The organism is Allocoprococcus comes, assembly GCF_013300725.1.
In the GTDB taxonomy this organism is placed as follows: Bacteria; Bacillota; Clostridia; order Lachnospirales; family Lachnospiraceae; genus Allocoprococcus; species Allocoprococcus comes_A.
Window position 1 is genome coordinate 1 of the sequence record NZ_JAAIMM010000020.1, and the last position, 22,028, is coordinate 22,028.

A 22,028-nucleotide genomic window follows, 5' to 3' on the forward strand; every position below is an offset into this window, starting at 1 on the left:
TGATATTTATATTATATCAAACATAGGCGGTACTATCTACTTTTTCAGTGCCCTCGTATAAAGAGCTGGGGTTAAATGAGCACAAGCATACATCAGACGATATGCTTTTTACGGTAGAGACTGTATCCTGCCTTGGTGCCTGTGGACTTGCACCTGCGATCACGGTTAATGATGAAGTACATCCGAAGATGTCACCGGAGAAGGTAATCAAACTTCTTGAAGAACTGAGAGGTGAAGAAAATGAAAATTGAAAACAGAACGGAACTGAAGGAATATCGTATTGAATGTCAGAAGAAACAATCGGCTGACTGCAGAGTACTGGTTTGCGGGGGAACCGGATGTCTGGCAAGTGGATCAGGCAAGATTTATGAAAAGTTAAAAGAACTGACAAAAGATCATACAGGGGTAGAAGTAAAGATCGGGGAAGAAATCGCACATACAAAGGTTATGAAGAGTGGATGTCATGGCTTCTGTGAGATGGGACCTCTGGTAAGAATTGAGCCATATAATTATTTATATATTAAAGTAAAACTGGAAGACTGCGAAGAGATTTATAACGAAACAATCCTGGGTGGCAGACCGGTAGAAAGACTTCTCTACAAGATGGATGGAGTGACTTATCCGTCACAGGAAGAGATTCCGTTCTACGCAAAGCAGACCAGACTGGTACTGAAGAACTGCGGACATATCGATGCAGAGCATATTGAGGGTGCAATGGCGGTCGGTGCTTATGCCGGAATCGAAAAGGCACTCTTTGAGATGACACCGGAAGCAGTGATCCAGACAATCTATGATTCGAATCTGCGTGGACGTGGAGGTGCCGGATTCCGTACCGGTAGAAAATGGCAGCAGGTTGCTTCTCAGAAAGAAAAGCTCCGCTATGTGGTCTGCAATGGTGATGAAGGTGACCCGGGTGCATTTATGGATCGAAGCATTATGGAAGGCGATCCACACCGTATGATTGAAGGTATGATGATCGCGGCATATGCAGTACAGGCACAGGAAGGATATATCTATGTACGTGCAGAATACCCGCTTGCGATTGAAAGACTGAAGACAGCGATCAGCCAGGCAGAGGCAATCGGACTTTTAGGAGACAACATTCTAGGAACCAATTTCAGTTTTCATTTACATATCAACCGTGGTGCAGGTGCATTTGTCTGTGGAGAAGGCAGTGCACTGACTGCGTCTATTGAAGGAAAACGTGGAATGCCGAGAGTAAAACCGCCACGTACAGTAGAGCAGGGACTCTGGGCAAAACCAACTGTTCTTAATAACGTAGAAACTTATGCCAATGTTCCGATGATCGTTATAAATGGTGCAGACTGGTTCAAAGGAATCGGTACACCGGAGAGTCCCGGAACGAAAGCATTTGCACTGACCGGTAATGTAAGAAATACGGGACTGATCGAAGTACCAATGGGAATTACATTGCGCGAAGTTATTTATGACATCGGCGGTGGAATCCAGAATGACAAGAAATTCAAAGCAGTACAGATCGGAGGTCCGTCCGGTGGATGTCTGACCGAAGATCAGCTGGACAGTAAGATGGACTTTGATTCACTGGCGAAGATCGGGGCAATGATCGGTTCGGGCGGTCTGGTTATCATGGACGAGGATACCTGTATGGTAGAGGTTGCCAGGTTCTTCATGAGTTTTACACAGAGAGAAAGCTGTGGAAAATGTGTTCCTTGCCGTGAAGGTACAAAGAGAATGCTTGAAATCCTGGAGCGTATTGTGGCAGGAAATGGAAAACCATCCGATATGGACGAGCTTCGTGAACTGGCAGATATGATTGAAAGTACGGCACTTTGCGGACTTGGAAAGAGCGCACCGAAGCCGGTTATCAGTACCATGAATGCATTTGAAGAGGAATATCTGGAACATATCAACGAGAAACGCTGCCGGACAGGAGTCTGTTCAAATCTGCGTAAATTCCAGATCGATCCGGAGATATGTAAGGGCTGCTCAAAGTGTGCAAGAAACTGTCCGGCAGGCGCAATTGAAGGCGTGCTGAAATCTCCTTATCATATCAATCAGGAGAAATGTATCAAGTGCGGAGCCTGCATGGAACAGTGTCCGTTTAAAGCAATTCATATCGAGAAATAGGAGGAATGAGTCATGGGATATATGACAATAGATGGAAGGAAGGTAGAATTTACAGATGAGCCGAATGTACTTTCTGTCATCCGTAATGCAGATATAGATATACCGACGCTCTGCTACCATTCAGAACTGTCTGTGTATGGAGCCTGTCGTTTGTGTACCGTAGAAGATGAGAGAGGAAAGACGTTTGCATCCTGTTCAGAACCGCCAAGAGATGGGATGGTCATTTACACAAATACTCCGCGTCTTATGAAATATCGTAAGATGATCCTGGAGCTTTTACTTGCTGCACATTGCAGAGACTGTACAACCTGTATCAAGAGTGGAGAATGTCAGCTTCAGTCGCTGGCACACCGTATGGGTGTTACAACCGTCCGATTTGAAAATACAAAAGAACAGTATCCACTGGATTTCAGTTCACCGTCAATTGTGCGTGACCCGAATAAATGTATTCTCTGTGGTGACTGTGTCCGTATGTGCGACAACGTACAATCTGTTAATGCGATTGATTTTGCATACCGGGGAACGAAGGCTCTTGTAACGCCGGCATTTAACAAAAAGATTGCAGAGACAGACTGCGTAAACTGTGGACAGTGCAGGGTTGTCTGTCCGACGGGTGCGATCAGTATCAATACCAATATCGAAGTGATCTGGGATCTTCTTGCAGATAAGAATACAAAGGTGATCGCACAGATCGCACCGGCAGTCCGGGTTGCAGTCGGCGATCAGTTCGGTCTTCCGAGAGGGGAAAATGTGATGGGAAAACTCGTCAATGTGTTGCACCGCCTAGGATTTGATGAAGTTTATGATACTTCTTATGGTGCAGACCTTACGGTGATCGAGGAATCTGAAGAGCTTCTTGAACGACTTGCATCCGGAGAAAACCTTCCATTATTTACATCCTGCTGTCCGGCATGGGTAAAATTCTGTGAGAACCGTTATCCGGATCTGGCAAAAAATCTGTCAACCTGTCGTTCACCGCAGCAGATGTTTGGTTCTGTGATACGTGAATACTATAAGGATCCGGAAAAGAATGGTGGAAAGAGAATTGTCTCTGTATCGATCATGCCGTGTACTGCAAAAAAAGAAGAGATTTTAAGACCGGAATCTTCTACGAATGGAAAACAGGATATTGATTATGTACTGACTACAACAGAACTGATCACAATGATCCGGAAATCCGGTATCCGCTTTGAAAATCTGGAGATCGAAGCATCCGATATGCCGTTTGGTATCGGATCTGGTGCAGGTGTGATCTTCGGAGTAACCGGTGGTGTGACAGAAGCCGTATTGAGGCGCCTTCGTGAAGGACATAACCGTGTGGAAATGGATAAGATCAAATTCAGTGGAGTTCGTGGAGAAGAAGGGCTGAAAGAAGTAGAGTTTGATTACAACGGACGTACTATCCATGCAGCTGTTGTCAGTGGACTTGGAAATGCAGATGCGCTGATGAAGAAGATCCAGAAGGGCGAAGTACATTATGATTTTGTTGAGGTTATGGCATGCAGGCGCGGATGTATCATGGGCGGCGGACAGCCAGTCCCGGCAGGTCCGAGAAGCAGGGTAGCCAGAAGCAAAGGTCTGTATGATACCGATATCAATACGCAGATCAAGAAGTCGAACGAGAATCCGCTGATTCTGTCATTATATGATGGACTTTTGAAAGGTAAAACCCACGAATTACTTCATCGTAATTTTGAGGCAGCGAAAAAATAAAATTGTATGAAAAAGAGCATAAGACAATGCAGTCGTCGATCTGGCGGCTGCATTGTTTCATTTTAGAGAATTTCCATACATTCACTGGTACTTTTTTGCTTATTTCGATACCCTTCGCTTTCTATATATAAATATGTAAAAGAGCGGTATGAAATTATTATAAACATATAGTCATTAAGGTGCCGATTTTGAAACAAAAACTTCCGGGATTTTTAATGGGGTTCGGAAAAAACAGGGGAAAAAACCAGGAAAGATGACTCTTGTCAAGAAGAAACATATCTGTTATAGTGAGTAAGAAAAAATAAAGGTACTTTTTCAGTGCCCGACAGAAAAATTTCTGGTCGGCTTAAAAGGGAATCAGGTGAAAGTCCTGAGCGATCCGGTCACTGTAAATGAGGAGCAAAGCGGCGGCATGCCATTGCATAAAAATGTGAGAAGGTGCAGCTTTGTTAAGATCCATAAGCCAGGAGACCTGCTGAAAGAGAGTAAATTGCTTCCGATGAAAGCGCGTTTACATACACAAAGAAATGATATCTTGCTTCATACAGAGTATGAAAGCAGGATTTTTGTGCTGCCATATATACGGAGAATAGTTCCGGTGGCAGAGGGTGTAGGTGAAGTCTGCTTTCAGGAAAAAGGAAGCAGATTTTTTTGTGCATACGATGAGTCAAGTGCATATTTGTGCTTGCACAAGGAGCTGAATTTGGCGAATGTACATCATCGAGCCGTCAAGCGACAGAAGATCAGGACATCAGGAGGAAGAGTTAGATTATGAAGAGAGATTCAAAACAGTTTCTTGCACTTTTCATGGCAGTTGCAATGTCGGTTACACCGGTTTCTTATGCTTACGCTGAGGACAGTGCAGTAGCAGGAGTAGAAAATACAGAATCAGGTCAGCAGACCGTAGAAGTAACGGACGGGGAAATTGGTGCGGCAGATGCTACAGGGCAGCCGGCTGAAGAAGTGACTGGACAGGAAGAAGAAACGACTGCCGGGCAGGGAACGGACGAGAATCAGAAGAGTCAGGAAGAGCCGAAAGCAGGAGAAAATGCGACAACAGGGAATGTAACCGAGGCAGAGAAGAAAGAAGCGGGCGAAGACGGAAAAAGCGAAGAGAAGGCTGCAGAGGAGCAGAAGGTTAAGTCGAAAGAAACAGCGGGAAATGCCGGGGAAGTGAAGGCGCAGGAAGCGAAAAATGTTACCAGTGATTTTGCAATGTTTAAGGTTGGACTGTCTTCTGTTGTAAAAGAAAATGATCACCTGAAAGTTTCGATAAAAACAGAGAATACAACTTACAATAAAATTTATATTGGAAGTAAAGCTGATACAGTTGAACGGAAAGACGAAAAGGCGATAGTTGGAACGGGAACAAGCAAAGGGTATTTATTTACGTTTGAACTTCCATTGTCAGCAGATGGAACGGATGTTGCCTTTGTACCACATAGCCAAGAGAGAGGTTGGGTGAGTAGGAAAGCAGACGGAGATTACATGCTTCATATCTCATCGTCAGCAGAAAATAAAAAAGACGACACAGAAAATCCTGAACAGGGAGGCAATTCAGGAGAGAGCAAACCGGGAACCGGAAGCGGCGAAAACCAGAAACCGGGAAATGAGGACAAGAATGTACTGGATACTGGAAAATATGTGGTGGATGTTGATGCAGTTTCAGATAGTGGAATGTTTCGTGTAGTGAACTGCGTACTGACTTCTGTTGGTGGTAAAATGCAGGCAGATATTACACTTAGTGGAACCGGATACGATAAGTTATATATGGGAAGTAAGGAAGCTGCGGCAAGTGCTTCGGAAGATCAACTGATTGGGTATTCTGTAAACGCAGAAGGAAAATATGTATTTACAGTGCCAGTGGAGAGCATGAATACTGGGATTCAGATTGCAGCGCATGGGGAAAAAAGTGGTAACTGGTATGATCGTACATTAACATTCAAGACAGAAGGAATGAGTAAATATGTTCAGGTAAGTGATGGAACTTATAAAGTAAATGTAGACACGAAAACACTTAAGGGAGAACAGGTTATGTTCAAAGTAACAGACTGTACTCTTACATCCAAAAACGGAGAGATGGTTGCAGAACTTACTTTAAGTGGAACAGGATATACGCAAGTATATATGGGAAACTCTGCAGAAGCAATGCTTGCTGATCCGTCAAAGAGGATATCTTGTGGAGAAAAGAATGGGGTTCATACTTTTACAGTTCCAGTTTCTTTATTAGATACAGGAATTCAGATCGCGGCATATGGCAAAAAAGGAAAGAAATGGTATGATTATGTTATTACATTCGCCTCAGCAGGCATGAAAAATCTGGACAGCAATGGCTCAGCAAATGGAAATACCAATAATAATGGCAACACTAACCAGGGAAATAACACCAGCCAGAACACCAACTCCGGAACCGGCACCATTTCCGGCAATACAGGAACAAACCAGATCCCGGACAAAGAATCCAAATACGAGGCAGATTTAAATGGTGGAACTGCCCGTGTAAACAGTGCAACAACACTTGCAGACGGTGTCTATACACCGGATAAATTCTCCTGGTCAGGCGGAACCGGAAAGGTCAGCATCAGTTGTACCAAGATTACCGTGACAGGCGGTCAGGCATATGCTACCATTGTATTTAGCAGTGGTTCTTATGGCTATGTAAAGGCGAATGGAAATACCTATTATCCGACAGCAACCGGCAGTACGTCTACATTTGTTATTCCGGTAGAATTAAATAAAAATAATACGATCATCGGTATGACAACCAAGATGTCAACAGCGCATGAAATCAGCTATTCGATTTTCATTTACTTAAGTGCTGCAGCAAAAGCAGACGGAACTACAGTAAGTGGAGAGACCAATTTAAGTGCAGATACACTGGATGAGAAAGCGCCGGAGATCATGGGACTTTCTTATCAGTCTGAGACAAAGGTAGAGCATGCAGAGTACTTCAAGATCTATCATTATGATCAGGGCATTACCCTTCTTGAAATCGACCAGAAACAGAAGGATGCAAAAGAAGACAGCAAGAGCAAGGAAAGTACGGATAAAGAAGACACTGCAGATTCCGGACTGACACCGGCACAGGAAGAACAGCTTGCGCTTTACAAAGCAAAGATCGTCCGTTATCTGATCGTCCCGGAAGACGCAGAGATTCCGGCAGGACTTGATAAAGAGATGATCGTGATCCAGAAGCCAAAGAAGTCTGCATATGTAGGTTCTGAGGAAGTACTGGAAATCCTGGATAAGCTGAATGCAACAGACCAGATTACATCAGTAGGTGTAAAACAGAAGAACTGTAAGGTAGAAGGCATTGCAAAAGCAATGAAAGCCAAGAAGATCATCTATGCAGGAACCTATAAGAAACCGGAAAACAAAAAGCTGATGAAGAGCAAATGTGATCTTGCGATTCTTTCCAATAAAATTCTTCCGGACGAAAAGAACGAGAAGAAAATGTCTGTAGAGGATCAGCAGAAGAGATACGAAGAGCTGGCTGAAAAATTTGTTCTTCTGGATGTTCCGATGATCGTTGACCGGTCAGTAGATGAGGAAAAGGATGATGCAAAAGCAGAGTGGAGCAAGGTTTACGAGGCAGTGTTTGGCCTGACAGACAGTGCGGATTCTGCTGCAGAGAACTAGACACATGATTTTAAAAGAAAATCAGACGGAATTTTCGGCAGATAAAGAGATCATGCACTATATTTGTTACATACAGAGGTAGAAAATGAAAAAGAGAACGATGCGTCTGGGGTGTATTCTTTTAAGTACAGTGCTGCTTGGGACGGCAGCACTGACCGGATGCGGGCAGACGAAAAAGAATACAACAGATACAAAAAAAACAGAAAGCAGCAGTACGAAAGAAAGCGCCAAAGGAAAAAAAGGTCCGGAGATTGACGGACTCACTTATGAATCCGCGATGGATCTGGAATATGCCGAAGGTTTTCAGGTATATTACTACAAAGACGGCTATAAGATGATCGATATCAAAGACGATGCAAAATTTCTGCTCGTCCCGGAGGACCAGGATGTGCCGGATGGAGCTGATGAGGATTACGTGATCCTTCAGCAGCCGCTGGATCATATTTATCTTGCGGCGACATCTGCGATGGCACTTTTTAATGCGATAGATTCTCTGGATAATATCACAATGACAGGTACCCAGGCTTCCGGATGGTATATTGAGAATGCGGTCAAAGCGATGGAAGACGGGAAAATGAAATTTGCCGGGAAATACAGTGAACCGGATTATGAGATGCTGGTAGATGAAGACTGTGATCTTGCCATCGAATCGACCATGATCCTTCACACACCGAAGGTACAGGAGATGATCGAATCTCTGGATATCCCGGTGATGATCGACCGGTCCAGCTATGAATCGCATCCTCTTGGAAGAACGGAATGGATCAAACTTTATGCAGCAATGCTGAATAAAGAAGATGCAGCGGATGCATTTTTTGAAAAGCAGGTAGAAAATGTCGATGCGCTCAAAGATTTTAAGAATACCGAGAAGACGGTTGCATTTTTCTATGTAAGCAGTGACGGAACGGTGGTAGTAAGAAGAAGTGATGATTATATTCCGAAAATGATCGAACTTGCCGGTGGAAGATATGTATTCGATGATCTGACCGGCGATGACAGTAATACCTCGGCAGTAAAACTTACAATGGAAGAGTTTTACGCACAGGCAGCGGATGCAGATTATCTGATTTATAATTCAAGTATTGATAATCCAATCAACAGTGTAAAAGATCTGGAAGAAAAAGATGCACTTTTTTCTGATTTCAAAGCAGTCAAAGAAGGAAATGTATGGTGTACCGGTAAATATTTGTATCAGGCAACCGATATCGTCGGGGAACTGATCACGGATATGAATCTGATGCTGACAGGCGGCGATGAAAGCAAGATGACATTTTTATACCATGTAAAATAGAAAACGGAGAAGAAAATGGGACAGGCAGGAATGAAAAATAACTGGAAAAGGAATACAAGATATGTGGGAGTATTTGCGGTGCTGGCAGCAGCTTTTTGCATGATCGTAGTGCTGAACATCAATACCGGAAATGTACAGATCTCGGTTCCTGAGATTTTACGGATCCTGTTTCTGAAAAAAGGAACACAAGTGCAGATGAATATTATCTGGAAAATCCGTCTTCCGCGTGTTCTGATGGCAGCGGTTCTGGGAGGAGCGCTTGCCCTTTCCGGATTTTTATTGCAGACATTTTTTTCCAACCCGATCGCAGGCCCTTATGTACTGGGGATTTCTTCGGGGGCAAAGATGATGGTCGCTCTGGCGATGATCATCTTTTTAAAATATTATACCTCTGTATCATCCTATGTACTGATTGTTGCAGCATTTACCGGATCCATGCTTTCTATCGGATTTATCCTGCTTCTTGCAAGGAAGATACGGAATATGGCAACCCTTCTGGTTGGCGGAATCATGATCGGTTATATCTGCTCGGCAGTAACTGATTTTGTTGTGACTTTTGCGGAGGATTCAGATATCGTGAATCTGCACGGCTGGTCACAGGGAAGCTTTTCCGGTATGAGCTGGAGCAATGTAAAGGTAGCAGCGCTTATGGTAGGAATCACACTGATCCTTACCTTTTTTCTGTCAAAGCCGATCGGAGCGTATCAGCTTGGGGAAATGTATGCGCAGAGCATGGGTGTCAATATCCGTGTGTTCCGGGTGCTTCTGATCCTGCTCTCAAGTGTATTTTCCGCATGTGTGACCGCATTTGCAGGGCCGATCTCATTCGTTGGAATCGCAGTTCCGTACCTGATCAAGCATCTTCTCGGGACGGCAAAACCGCTGGTTGTAATACCGGCAACATTCCTTGGCGGGGCGGTATTCTGTATGGGATGTGATCTGATCGCGCGTATGGCATTTGCACCACTGGAGCTGAATATCAGTACCGTGACTTCGATCTTTGGTGCACCGATCGTAATTTTCATGATGATAAAAGGAAGAAAAGGGAAATAAATATGAGTGACAGCTATTTTCAGATGAAAGATCTTTCTGTCGGATATCATGGAAATGTACTGATCCATGATATCTGTACAGAGATTAAAAAAGGTGAGATATTGACACTGATCGGACCAAACGGTTCTGGGAAATCTACGATTTTAAGAAGTATTACCAAGCAGCTTACGCTCATTGGAGGTAAGGTAACGATCGGTGAAAAGAATCTGAAAGACTTATCTTACAAAGAGCTTGCAACCAGGATGGCAGTGGTGCTGACACAGCGGGCAAAGCCGGAGCTGATGACCTGCTATGAGGTCGTAGCAGCAGGACGGTATCCTTACACGGGACGGCTCGGGATATTAACCCGTGAAGATGAAAAGAAGACACGGGAAGCACTGAAAATTGTCCATGCAACAGAATACGCAGAAAAAAGTTTTGAGGCGATCAGTGACGGGCAGAGACAGCGGATCCTTCTGGCCAGGGCGATCTGTCAGGAACCGGAGGTCCTGATCCTGGATGAACCCACTTCTTTTCTGGATATCCGTTATAAGCTGGAGCTGCTTACTATTTTGAAAAATATGGCGAAAGAAAAGCAGATCACGGTCATTATGTCACTTCATGAGATCGATCTGGCACAGAAGATCTCGGACAAGATCCTTTGCGTTAAAGGAGATACGATTTTCGGTTATGGAGAGCCGGAGGCGATTTTTAAAGAAGATTTTATCCAGAAACTTTATGAGATCGACAACGGGCATTTTGATCCGGTGTTCGGAAGTGTGGAGCTTGCAAAGGCAGAAGGAGAGGCTGAAGTATTTGTGATCTCTTGCGGAGGCTGTGGAATCCCTGTTTACCGAAACCTTCAGAAAGCAAAGATTCCATTTTCGGCAGGAATCCTGTATACTAATGATATCGACTATCATCTGGCAAAACATCTGGCGGTCAGCGTAATCGAAGAAGAGCCATTTGAGCCGGTAAGTGACCGTGCATTTGAACGGGCAAAGCAGATGATCAGGCAGTGTAAAAAGGTGATAAATGCAGGAATTGTGATTGGGACAACCAACCGGAAGATGAAAGAACTGCTTGTATTTGCAGAAGAAATGGGAAAGCTGGAATCATATGAAAAATAGACTTTTGCACATTTACTGTGGAGATGGAAAAGGAAAGACGACGGCGGCAACGGGGCTTGCAGTTCGCGCAGCTGGAAGCGGTATGCGGGTTCTGTTTGCCCGTTTTTTAAAAAATGAATTTTCAGGAGAATTGAAGATTCTGGATCAGATCCCGGAGATCGAGGTACTTCATCTGGAAAAAAGCTATGGATTTTTTAAGACACTTTCCGAAAAGGAACAGGAAGAAGTCCGAGAGATGTATGGCAGGCTGTGGAATACGATCCGGGGAAAAATCAGCACAGGGGATTATGATATGCTTGTGATCGATGAATTTATGGCGGCATACCGGTATGGACTGATCCCGAATGAAGAGGCGGTGCAGTTCTTAAAAGACAGACCGGACAATCTGGAAGTGGTTCTGACCGGACGGGATCCGTCAGATGAGATCCTGGAGCTGGCAGATTATATTTCGGAAGTTAAGATGGTACGGCATCCTTTTGAAAAAGGAATCCGGGCAAGGAAAGGCATCGAATACTAAGGAGACGAAATGGAAATGGACAAGATGCAGGTCGTGTGGAAAAATCAAAAAGAACTGCGGTGCGGATACACAACGGGAAGCTGTGCTGCGGCAGCGGCAAAGGCGGCAGCGGCAATGCTCTTTTCAGGGGAGGAAGTCCGCCAGGTATCTCTTATGACGCCGAAAGGGATCGAACTGTATCTGGAAGTAGAAGAGATCCAAAGAGAAAATGAATCTGTCAGCTGTGCCATTCAGAAGGACAGCGGAGATGATCCGGACGTGACGAACGGGATCTTCGTTTACGCCAAGATCACGAAAAAAAAGGAAAAAGGAATGACCTTAGATGGTGGGATCGGAGTCGGGCGCTTTACCCGGAAGGTATTGGAGCAGGAAGCCGGAGAGGCAGCAATCAACAAAGTGCCACGGCAGATGATCCGGGAAGCGGTGCAAAGCCAGATTGAGAAATATGAATGGGATGGCGGTGCGGACGTTCTGATCTATATTCCGGAGGGCGTGGAGATTGCGAAGAAAACGTTTAATCCAAGACTTGGGATCGAAGGCGGGATTTCGGTACTCGGAACATCCGGGATCGTAGAACCGATGAGTGAACAGGCACTGACGCAGACTATTTTCCTGGAAATGAAGATACTTTGTGATGAAGGTCACCGGTATTGTTATCTGACACCGGGAAATTATGGAAATGATTTCCTAAGGCAGACGCTTGGATATGACCAGGAGCTTGCGGTGAAGTGCAGCAATTATATCGGGGATGCGATTGATGACGGCGTGCGGCTGAAGATGGATGGCCTGCTGCTTGTAGGACATATCGGAAAGCTGGTCAAGATCGCTGCAGGTGTAATGAATACTCATTCCAGACAGGCAGATGCAAGAATGGAAGTGCTTGCCGTCCATGCGGCAATGGCAGGGGCAGACCGGGAGACAGTCTGTGCTCTGATGGAGTGTTTTACGACGAAGGAAGCATTGGAAATTTTGGAAGCAAAAGGGCTTTTGGAAGAAACGATGCGGACCGTGATGGAGAAGATCGAGTATCACCTGACAAAGCGTGCCGGAGAAAAGATGAAGGTAGGGGCGCTGATGTTTTCCGATGAGCTTGGGGTTCTGGGGAAGACGTCGCTTGTAGATGAATTGAGGAAGAAGATTGGATAAAAGAAAGGTATGACGAAAAATGGCAGGAAGATTTGATCTTGCAGGAGTAGGTCCGGGAGATCCGGAACTTGTGACAATAAAGACAATCCGTGCGATTAAAGAATGTCAGGTACTGGTTCTCCCAATCGGCAGTCCGGATTTAAAGAAACCGGAACTGGAAGAGGGAGAAGAAGAGACATTTGCAAAAGAATGTCTGGCATATCGAATTGCGTGTGAGGCAGAGCCGGAGACGAAAAAGAAGCTGCGGCTTTATCTTCCCATGCCAATGATCAAAGAAAAAAAGCTCCTGAAAGAGATACATGATGAGGGTGCAAGAAGGGCGGCAGAGCTTCTGGAAGAAGGAAAGAATCTGGTCTTTCTGACGCTTGGAGATCCGACCGTGTATTCGACAGGAATTTATATTTATAAAAGACTGAAAAAGATGGGATATCAGGGGGAGATATTCTCCGGGATTCCGTCTTTTTGTGCTGTGGCAGCAAGGCTGGAGATCCCGCTTGTGGAGAAACGGCAGGAGCTGCATGTCTTTCCGGCGTCCTACGGGATGGAAGAAAAGCTGAAGCTTCCGGGGACGAAGGTTCTTATGAAGACCGGGCAAAAGATGGCGCAGGTCAAAGCTGTTCTGAAAGAGGAAGGACAGCAGGCGAAAATGGTCATGAACTGCGGACTGGATGGAGAAAAAATTTACAAATGCACAGAAGAAATACCGGAAGATGCGGGATATTTTTCGATTGTAATAGCAAAGGAGAAAGAAAAATGATTCATTTTGTTGGAGCAGGAAGCGGTGCTGTGGATCTGATCACAGTACGGGGGCAGAAGCTTTTGGAGGAAGCAGATATTGTGGTGTATGCTGGTTCGCTGGTAAATCCGGAGCTTCTTAAGAATTGTCAGAAGGACTGTCAGATCTACAACAGTGCGAAGATGACGCTGGAAGAAGTGATGGAAGTGATGATTTCCGGAGAGAAGCAGGGGAAAAAAGTTGTCCGGCTGCATACGGGGGATCCGTGTCTGTATGGTGCGATCAAAGAGCAGATGGATCTTCTGGAAAAAGAGAATATTTCTTATAAAGTGTGCCCGGGAGTCAGTTCCTTTTGCGGAGCGGCATCTGCACTGAATGCGGAGTACACCCTTCCTGGGATTTCACAGTCTGTGGTGATCACACGGATGGCAGGAAGAACGCCGGTTCCGGAAAAAGAATCCATTGAAAGTTTCGCAGCGCACCAGGCAACGATGGTAATCTTTTTAAGTACCGGGATGCTGGAAGAATTGTCAAAGCGTCTGATCGAAGGCGGTTATCAGCCGGAGACTCCGGCGGCGATCGTCTACAAGGCAACCTGGGAGGATGAAAAGGTGTGCAGATGTGCGGTGAAGGAGCTTGCGGTGACAGCAAAGGAGAATGGAATTACAAAGACAGCACTGATTGTGGTTGGTGAGGTGCTTGGCGGAGAATATGAACGATCACTTTTATATCATCCGGAGTTTACAACAGAGTTCAGACAGGGCAAAGGAAAAGAAGGTGCAGGAAATGTGTAAAATTGGAAAAGTCTATGTAATCGGTCTTGGACCGGGTGCTGAGAAAGAAATGACATACCAGGCGTCCGAGGCACTGGAAAAAAGTGAGGTTATTATCGGGTATACCGTATATACGGGACTGATACGGGAAAGATTTCCGGATAAAAAGTACCTTTCCACACCAATGCGGCAGGAAGTAGTCCGCTGTGAGATGGCAATGGATGAGGCGATGAAAGGAAGAACGGTAGCTATGGTATGCAGTGGGGATGCCGGAATTTACGGAATGGCAGGTCTGCTCTATGAGATGGGACAGGGCTATCCGGAGGTGGAGCTGGAGGTCGTGCCGGGAATCACGGCGGCAAATGGCGGTGCGGCAGTTCTTGGTGCACCTCTGATGCATGATTTTGCAGTGATCAGTCTGAGTGATCTTCTGACACCGTGGGAGAAGATTGAAAAGAGGATCCGCGGAGCTGCGATGGCGGATTTTGTGATCTGTCTGTATAATCCGTCCAGCCGGAAACGGGCAGATTACCTGAAAAAGGCCTGTGAGTATATTCTGGAGTACCAGAGCCCGGATACAGTCTGCGGTTATGTGCGGAACATCGGACGTGAAGGCGAAGATGCACATATTCTGACACTATCTGAGCTGAAGGATACGGAGGTCGATATGTTTACAACCGTTTATATCGGCAACAGCCAGACGAGAAATGTGGATGGGAAAATGGTGACACCGAGAGGCTATCGATTGGAGGAATAACTGTGGAAAACCGAAAATGCCGGGTAAATCTTGTCGGGATCGGGATGGGAAGCAAAGGAACGCTTACGGAAGAGGTCAGAAGGATCATTGCGGAAAGTGATGTGCTGATCGGAGCCACGCGTATGCTGGAAGGATTCCGGGAAAAAAAGAAATGCTGCTATGCAGAGTATCTGCCGGAAAAGATCAGAGCGATCCTGGATGAGCAGGAGGAAAAGACCAGATGTACGGTGCTGTTTTCCGGGGATACCGGATTTTACAGCGGGGCAAAAAAGCTGGCGGATATTCTGAAAAAAGACGGATATGAAGTGCAGATTTTTCCGGGAATCTCCTCGGTAATCTATCTTGCGGCAAGGGTCGGAAAGAGCTGGGAGGATGCGAAGATCATCAGCATGCATGGAAGAAGTCAGAATTTTATCTATGCAGTTGCAAACCATGAAAAGACATTTCTGATCCTTGGGAAAAGTGCGGGAAAGGAGATTTGCGATAAACTGAAATATTACCATCTGGAACAAGTAACCGTTTCGGTTGGAAATCATTTGTCTTATCCGGATGAAGAGATTGTGATCAAAAAAGGAAACGAGCTTCGGGCAGAAGATTTTGGTGATCTTACCACTATTCTGATCGAGAATCCAAAGCCGGAAAAGAGAACAGGAATTCATCTTGCAGATGAGGAGCTGATCCGTGGAAATGTTCCGATGACGAAGGAGGAAGTGCGGACAGTCAGCATTGCAAAATTGAAGCTTACAAAGGATGCAGTAATATATGACGTGGGGGCCGGAACCGGTTCGGTGTCTATAGAGGCTGCCCTTCAGGGAGAGAATCTCCGCGTTTATGCAATAGAGAAGAATCCGGAGGGCGCAGAGCTGATAAGGAAGAATATGCAGAAATTCCGGACAGACCAGATCCAGGTGATAGAAGGAGTTGCACCGGAAGCACTGGAAGATCTGGAAATGCCGACACATGCTTTTATCGGAGGCAGTACAGGACAGTTAAAAGAAATTATTCAGTGTATAAAGAAAAAAAATCCGGACGTCCGTATCGTGATCAATGCAATTTCACTGGAAACCGTGAAGGAAGCGATGGAGGCGATGGAGGAAGGACTGCTTGCAGATCCGGAAATCATACAGCTGAATGTGGCAAAGTCAAAGAAGCTTGGAAGATATCATATGATGACCGGATTAAATCCGATTTATATTATTTCAGACGGAGGAGATACAGAATGAAAATTCCCGGAATTGTAATCGCGGCATCTGCCAGCGGGAGTGGAAAGACAGCGGTGACAATGGCAATGATGAAAGCATTTAAAAATGCCGGAAAGAAGGTACGCGCCTGCAAATGCGGACCGGATTATATTGATCCTATGTTTCACCGGGAGGTGCTGGGAATTGATTCCGAGAATCTGGATCTGTATTTTTGTGACCGGGAGCGCTTGAAAGAGCGGTTTATGCATCATGCGGAAGGTGCGGAGCTTGTGGTGACAGAAGGTGTGATGGGGTACTATGACGGGATCAGTCTGGATTCGGATCAGGCAAGTACTTATGACGTTGCGAGAACCCTGGGGCTTCCGGTAATCCTGGTTGTTCCGGCAAGAGGTATGGCATCGACAATCCTGGCAGTATTGAAGGGAATGATTGAATACCGGAATGACAGTAATATCCGGGGAATCATTCTGAACCGGATTTCCCCGATGCTGTATCCGAAGATGAAGAAGATGATCGAAGAGAGATTGCAGGGAATGGGATTCCAGGTTCAGGTAGTCGGTTACGTGCCGGAGGAGGATGCTTTTCATCTGGAGAGCCGGCACCTGGGACTGATGCTTCCGGAGGAAATAGGAAATCTGGAAAAACAGATTGACCGGGCAGCAGAGATTCTGACAGAGACACTTGATATGGAATCGGTGCTGGAAATTGCCTGGGAAGCAAAAGAAATAGAGTGTCATCCGGTGAAGGCAAAACAGGAAGAGACCGGACGAAAGGTGCGTATCGGTGTAGCGCGTGACCGGGCCTTTTGTTTCTATTACAAGGATAATATTGAGCTTTTAAAAGAGCTTGGATGTGAGATCATTCCGTTTAGTCCTTTGGAGGATACAAGGCTTCCGGAACATTTAGACGGCCTTTTATTTGGTGGTGGATATCCGGAACTTTGTGCGAAACATCTGGCAGAAAACAGAGCTATGCGAAAAGATGTAAGAAAGCAGATTGAAAATGGAATTCCATGTATTGCAGAATGTGGAGGATTTCTATATCTGACAGAAGAGTTGGAAGGGGAAGATGGAAAGCACTATCCGATGGTAGGTGCACTTCCGGGAAAAGGGATCAAAAAAGGACGGCTTACCAGATTCGGATACATTGAGCTGACTGCGGAAATGAACGGAGTGTATATGAAAAAGGGGGAGAAGATCCGGGCGCATGAGTTCCATTATTGGGATTCTACGGAAAACGGAGAGGATACACTTGCCGTAAAGCCGGATGGTGTGAGAAAATGGCAGGCAGTTCATATGAAGGGAAATCTGTTTGCAGGATTTCCGCATTTATACCTTTATTCCAACCCAAAAGTGGTCGAACGCTTTGTAGAAGCGTGTAGAACTTACAGAAACAAGTAAAAAGCTGACAAAGACAGATCAAAGAGACAGGAGATTAGACTTACAGATGGAAGAGATCAGATGGAAAGAAAAAATAAAACCACTTGATGAAAATGCAATGGAAGAGGCGCGGGCTCACTGGATGACGGTAGGGAAGCCGCTGTTCAGTCTGGGAAGTCTGGAGGATGCGGTGATCCAGATTGCCGGGATCAAGGGGACTCCAGATTTTGAACTGCGAAAGCGCGGGCTGATCATTATGTGCGCAGACAACGGTGTGGTAGAAGAAGGCGTGACACAGACCGGCCAGGAAGTGACAGCAATCGTGGCAGATAATTTTACAAGAGGAGAGACAAGCGTCTGTATCATGGCAGAAGAGGCAAAGGTAGATCTTTTTCCGGTGGATGTAGGGATGGCAGCAGATGTGCCGTCTGTGACAAAGAAAGAATACAAAGTGATGTATGGCACACACAATTTTGCAAAAGAACCGGCAATGACAAGAGAAGAGGCAGTTGAGGCGATAGAAGTTGGGATTCAGATGGTAAAGAAGTGCGCCGAAGCAGGATACGAAATCCTTGCGACAGGTGAAATGGGGATTGGGAATACAACGACCAGCAGTGCGGTTGCCTCTGTATTGCTCGGAGAGGATCCGAAGGTCATGACAGGAAAGGGAGCAGGTCTGACGAAAAAAGGTCTGCAAAAGAAGGTACAGGTCATCCGGGAAGCGGTTGAGCGGATGCAGCCGGACAAAACAGATGCGATCGATGTACTTTCCAAGGTTGGAGGACTTGACATAGCAGGACTTGCAGGTGTATATCTCGGTGGGGCTATCTACCGGATTCCGGTGCTGATAGATGGCTTTATTTCTGCGGTGGCTGCACTTGTGGCAGTACGGCTGGTTCCGGAATGTGCAGGATATATTTTACCGTCCCATTTGTCTGATGAACCTGCGTCAAGAAAGATTTTAGATGCTTTAGAAAAAAAACCATTTCTTACATGTGGTATGTGTCTGGGGGAAGGAACAGGAGCAGTGGCAGCAATGCCGCTTCTTGAGATGGGACTTCAGGTGTACCGCAAAATGGGAACTTTTGATGATATTCATGTAGAGCAGTATGAAGTACTGGATGGGAAGGACGAAAGATGAAGTTTTTAGAACCGATGATCATTGCGTTTTCTATGTATTCCAAAATACCGATGCCGCGCATTGAGTGGAACAAGGAAAATATGAAATATACGATGTGTTTCTTTCCGCTGATCGGTGTTGTGACCGGAGCACTCATTTATCTGGCAGGAATGTTTCTTGATGGAAATATTTTTCCGAAAGTAAGCAGTGGAAGATTGATGTTTGCTGCGGTCATGACATTGATACCGGTTTTTGTAAGTGGAGGAATCCATCTGGATGGATTTATGGATACGATGGATGCACTTGGATCCTGGGGAGATAAAGAAAAGAAACTGGAAATCCTGAAAGATTCGCATAACGGTGCTTTTGCGGTCATCGGAATCTGCTGTTATTTTATCGGGAGTCTTGGTGTATGGAGTGAAATCCGGACGGAGATGCTTCCGGTAGTAGCAGCAGGATATGTAATTTCAAGAGCGCTCAGTGGGCTTGCTGTAGTGACATTTCCGGCAGCAAGAGGAAGCGGTCTTGTAAAGACTTTTCAGGATGGAGCACAGAAAAAGGCAGTAAGGATCACAATGATCGTATATCTGGTCCTGGCGGCAGTATATTTGTATATCTTTTCGCCGGTTGGTATGGTGGTATTTTTCATAATTGCAGGAGCAGTATTTGGATATTATTACAGGATGAGCAGGAAACAGTTTGGAGGCGTTACCGGGGATCTGGCGGGATACTTTCTGCAGATTTGTGAGCTGGCATTATTAGTTGGGGGATTGATTGTGCAGGGAATCCAATGAAAAACAGGGAAAGGAAGAGGAGACATATAGAAGATGGAAGTCAGACTGATTCGGCATTTTGCGACGGAAGGGAATTTGGAGAAGCGGTATATAGGGGTGACGGATGAAGGGATAAAAACAGAGTGCATTCCAGAGTACGATCTGAAAAAAGAAGAAAACGGACGATACGGGAAGGGAAATGGACGTGAGAAATGGGAGCCGGAGCTTGTGATTGTAAGTACGCTTAAGAGATGCAGGCAGACGGCAGAGATTCTTTTTCCGGGAGCGGAGCAGGTTGTCTGTGATAAGATGCGGGAATGTGATTTTGGGCTTTTTGAGGGGAAGAATTATCAGGAGCTGACTGGGAATCCAAAGTATCAGAGCTGGATTGATTCTGGAGGTACAAAGGCATTTCCGGGAGGAGAAGATCCGATGGAGTTCCGGAAACGGTGTGTCTGCGGATTTGAAGAGATGATGGAAAAGATGATAAAAGGAAAAAGAAAGAAGATTGCCTTTGTGGTTCACGGGGGGACGATCATGTCGGTGATGGAAGCATTTGATCCGGAAAAGAAAGAATTTTACCACTGGCAGGTGAAAAACGGAAAAGGTTTTCATTTTCAAATTGAGGAAGAAAAATGGCAGCAGGGAAAGAGACAGTTTGAGGAGATTGAGGAAATATGAGTTCTTTGATGGCATGTATAGCAGGAATGGCGCTGGATGCGGTTTTCGGAGATCCGGTATGGCTTTACCACCCGGTACGGATCATTGGAAACTGGATTTCGATACTGGAAAAGTGGTTGCGCGGATTTTGCAAAAATGAGGAAAGGAAAGAGAGAATCGCAGGGGGGATTCTGTGGTTTGGTGTGGTTGTGGTATCCGTTGGAATTCCGTGGGGACTTTTGTATCTTGCCGGAAAGGTCAGTTTCTGGCTTCGATTTGCACTGGAAACCTTCTGGTGTTATCAGCTTCTTGCCGGAAAGTGCCTGAAGGATGAAAGCCGGAAGGTTTATGTACAGCTCGTAAACCATAATCTGGAGGGGGCAAGACAGGCGGTATCGATGATCGTGGGGCGGGATACCGAGAACCTTTCTGAGGCCGGAGTGACAAAGGCTGCGGTAGAAACAGTAGCCGAAAATACATCGGACGGAGTGATCGCACCGCTCATTTTTATGCTGATCGGTGGGGCACCACTTGGATTTTTTTATAAGGCTGTTAATACAATGGATTCTATGGTAGGATATAAGAATGAAAAGTATTTACATTTTGGTCGGTTTGCGGCTAAAATGGATGATGTATGGAATTATATTCCGTCCAGGATCTCAGCACTTCTGATGATCGCAAGTGCATGGATCTTCCGGATGGATTATAAAAGGGCGTGGGCAGTCTGGAAAAGAGACAGGCGAAAGCATGCCAGCCCGAATTCCGCACAGACAGAAGCGGTATGCGCAGGTGCACTACAGGTGCAGCTTGCCGGAGATGCTTATTATTTTGGAAAATTATATCCGAAAGAGACGATCGGAGATGATGTGCGTCCTATCGAGCCGGAAGATATTTTAAGGGCCGGTAATCTGATGGACGGAACAGCACTTCTGACACTTCTTGTCTTTGGATTACTGAAATATTGTATGATACTGATGTAAGGGGAATAAAAGGTTATGGAATATGTACATGGTGGAGATATTTATACACACAAAGGAATGACAGATTTTTCTGTGAATCTGAATCCGTTCGGACCTGGAAGAGCTGTAGTGGAAGCGGCAAGAAAGTCAATGGACCAGATTGGAAATTATCCGGATGCCAGCTGCAGGAAGCTGAAAAGTGCTCTGGCGAAAAGACTGGAAGTTCCGGCTGAGCATATTATCTGTGGAAATGGGGCGGCAGATCTGATTTTTACGGCAGTGCTTGCGGACTGCCCAAGGAAAGCGCTGATACCGGTTCCTGCATTTGCGGAATACGAACAGGCACTACGTGCGACCGGGTGCGAGATCTGTTATTATAAGAAAAGAGAAGCGACTGGTTTTCAGCTGGAAGAAGATTTTCTGGATCTTCTGAATGAAGATATCGATATGGTTTTTTTGTGTTCACCGGATAATCCGACCGGAAAGCTGATCGACCGGAGCATGCTCTGGAAGATTCTTGCAAGATGTGAGACTTACGGAATCCGGATGGTGCTGGATGAATGTTTTATTGATTTCGCGGAAAATGCAGCTACGGCATCTATTCTTGCAGATACCAAGAGATGGAGAACTTTATTTATCCTCCGTTCACTGACTAAGATGCACGCGATTCCGGGAATCCGTATCGGGTATGCCGTTACTTCGGATATGGAATTTCTGGAGAAGATGGAACAGTCCAGACAGCCATGGAGTGTATCGATACCGGCACAGGCGGCAGGCATGGCATCTTTAAAAGAGAGGATGCGTGTGAAACGGACCTGTGATTTTACGAACCGTGAAAGAATCTGGATGGAAAATGAACTGGACAAGCTTGGAATTACCCATTATCCGTCAGATGCCAATTTCATTCTGATGCGAAGCGGTATAAATTTATATGAGAAACTGAAAAAACAGAAGATCCTGGTTCGGGATTGCAGCAATTACAAAGGTCTCGGAGAAGGATATTATCGTGTTTGTATGCGGCAGAGAGGAGACAACCAGAAGCTGATCGATGCGCTGGGAGAAATTCTCTATGCAGGTCAGGGAGAATTTTAA

At 45.6% G+C, this 22,028-nt stretch carries 18 protein-coding genes, 1 pseudogene and 1 riboswitch; all 19 genes and pseudogenes read left to right on the forward strand.

Annotation, left to right across the window (positions count from 1 at the left end; all coding sequences use genetic code 11):
* Positions 1-59: 59 nt before the first annotated feature.
* Positions 60-251 (forward strand): annotated as a pseudogene (locus G4407_RS11120) (NAD(P)H-dependent oxidoreductase subunit E); the annotation flags it as partial.
* A complete protein-coding gene (locus tag G4407_RS11125) occupies positions 241-2,109 on the forward strand; it encodes an NADH-quinone oxidoreductase subunit NuoF (RefSeq protein WP_173688935.1) in 1,869 nt (622 codons plus the stop codon). The pseudogene G4407_RS11120 and the gene G4407_RS11125, both read left to right, overlap by 11 nt.
* A gap of 12 nt (positions 2,110-2,121) precedes the next feature.
* Positions 2,122-3,822, forward strand: a complete 1,701-nt coding sequence (locus tag G4407_RS11130) for a [FeFe] hydrogenase, group A (RefSeq protein ID WP_173688936.1) — start codon at positions 2,122-2,124, stop codon at positions 3,820-3,822.
* A 299-nt stretch (positions 3,823-4,121) separates the two neighbouring features.
* Positions 4,122-4,316, forward strand: a riboswitch (cobalamin riboswitch).
* 277 nt (positions 4,317-4,593) lie between these two features.
* Positions 4,594-7,461, forward strand: coding sequence for a hypothetical protein (locus G4407_RS11135; protein WP_173688937.1), 2,868 nt, complete (start codon positions 4,594-4,596; stop codon positions 7,459-7,461).
* A gap of 85 nt (positions 7,462-7,546) precedes the next feature.
* Positions 7,547-8,752 carry an ABC transporter substrate-binding protein gene (locus tag G4407_RS11140; protein WP_173688938.1) on the forward strand — a complete coding sequence of 402 codons (1,206 nt, stop codon included), beginning with the start codon at positions 7,547-7,549 and terminating at the stop codon, positions 8,750-8,752.
* Positions 8,753-8,767: 15 nt separating this feature from the next.
* Positions 8,768-9,805 (forward strand): FecCD family ABC transporter permease, encoded by a 1,038-nt coding sequence (locus G4407_RS11145; protein ID WP_173688939.1) that lies wholly within the window; start codon positions 8,768-8,770, stop codon positions 9,803-9,805.
* Between the two features lie 2 nt (positions 9,806-9,807).
* Positions 9,808-10,914: an ABC transporter ATP-binding protein gene (locus tag G4407_RS11150; RefSeq protein WP_173688940.1), complete on the forward strand. Its 1,107-nt coding sequence runs from the start codon at positions 9,808-9,810 to the stop codon at positions 10,912-10,914.
* A complete protein-coding gene (locus G4407_RS11155; protein WP_173688941.1) occupies positions 10,904-11,431 on the forward strand; it encodes a cob(I)yrinic acid a,c-diamide adenosyltransferase in 528 nt (175 codons plus the stop codon). Before G4407_RS11150 ends, G4407_RS11155 begins: the two co-directional genes overlap by 11 nt.
* A 9-nt stretch (positions 11,432-11,440) precedes the next feature.
* Entirely contained in the window at positions 11,441-12,577 is a 1,137-nt protein-coding gene (gene cbiD / locus G4407_RS11160) for a cobalt-precorrin-5B (C(1))-methyltransferase CbiD (RefSeq protein ID WP_173688942.1), read from the forward strand.
* Between the two features lie 19 nt (positions 12,578-12,596).
* Positions 12,597-13,334, forward strand: coding sequence for a precorrin-2 C(20)-methyltransferase (gene cobI / locus G4407_RS11165; RefSeq protein WP_173688943.1), 738 nt, complete (start codon positions 12,597-12,599; stop codon positions 13,332-13,334).
* Positions 13,331-14,107, forward strand: coding sequence for a precorrin-4 C(11)-methyltransferase (gene cobM / locus G4407_RS11170; protein WP_173688944.1), 777 nt, complete (start codon positions 13,331-13,333; stop codon positions 14,105-14,107). The genes cobI and cobM overlap by 4 nt, the downstream gene beginning before the upstream one ends.
* 1 nt (position 14,108) lies before the next feature.
* Positions 14,109-14,843, forward strand: a complete 735-nt coding sequence (cobJ, locus tag G4407_RS11175; protein WP_173688981.1) for a precorrin-3B C(17)-methyltransferase — start codon at positions 14,109-14,111, stop codon at positions 14,841-14,843.
* A gap of 2 nt (positions 14,844-14,845) precedes the next feature.
* Positions 14,846-16,066: a precorrin-6y C5,15-methyltransferase (decarboxylating) subunit CbiE gene (gene cbiE / locus G4407_RS11180; RefSeq protein ID WP_330586064.1), complete on the forward strand. Its 1,221-nt coding sequence runs from the start codon at positions 14,846-14,848 to the stop codon at positions 16,064-16,066.
* A complete protein-coding gene (locus tag G4407_RS11185; RefSeq protein WP_173688945.1) occupies positions 16,063-17,445 on the forward strand; it encodes a cobyrinate a,c-diamide synthase in 1,383 nt (460 codons plus the stop codon). Before cbiE ends, G4407_RS11185 begins: the two co-directional genes overlap by 4 nt.
* Before the next feature lie 46 nt (positions 17,446-17,491).
* On the forward strand, positions 17,492-18,565 hold the full coding sequence (gene cobT / locus G4407_RS11190; protein WP_173688946.1) for a nicotinate-nucleotide--dimethylbenzimidazole phosphoribosyltransferase: 1,074 nt from the start codon (positions 17,492-17,494) through the stop codon (positions 18,563-18,565).
* Entirely contained in the window at positions 18,562-19,338 is a 777-nt protein-coding gene (locus G4407_RS11195) for an adenosylcobinamide-GDP ribazoletransferase (protein ID WP_173688947.1), read from the forward strand. The genes cobT and G4407_RS11195 overlap by 4 nt, the downstream gene beginning before the upstream one ends.
* Positions 19,339-19,371: 33 nt before the next feature.
* The gene (locus G4407_RS11200; protein ID WP_173688948.1) at positions 19,372-19,998 is read left to right on the forward strand and encodes a histidine phosphatase family protein; all 627 of its coding nucleotides are present in this window, start codon (positions 19,372-19,374) and stop codon (positions 19,996-19,998) included.
* Positions 19,995-20,957, forward strand: a complete 963-nt coding sequence (gene cbiB / locus G4407_RS11205) for an adenosylcobinamide-phosphate synthase CbiB (RefSeq protein ID WP_173688949.1) — start codon at positions 19,995-19,997, stop codon at positions 20,955-20,957. Before G4407_RS11200 ends, cbiB begins: the two co-directional genes overlap by 4 nt.
* Positions 20,958-20,972: 15 nt before the next feature.
* Positions 20,973-22,028: a pyridoxal phosphate-dependent aminotransferase gene (locus G4407_RS11210; RefSeq protein ID WP_173688950.1), complete on the forward strand. Its 1,056-nt coding sequence runs from the start codon at positions 20,973-20,975 to the stop codon at positions 22,026-22,028.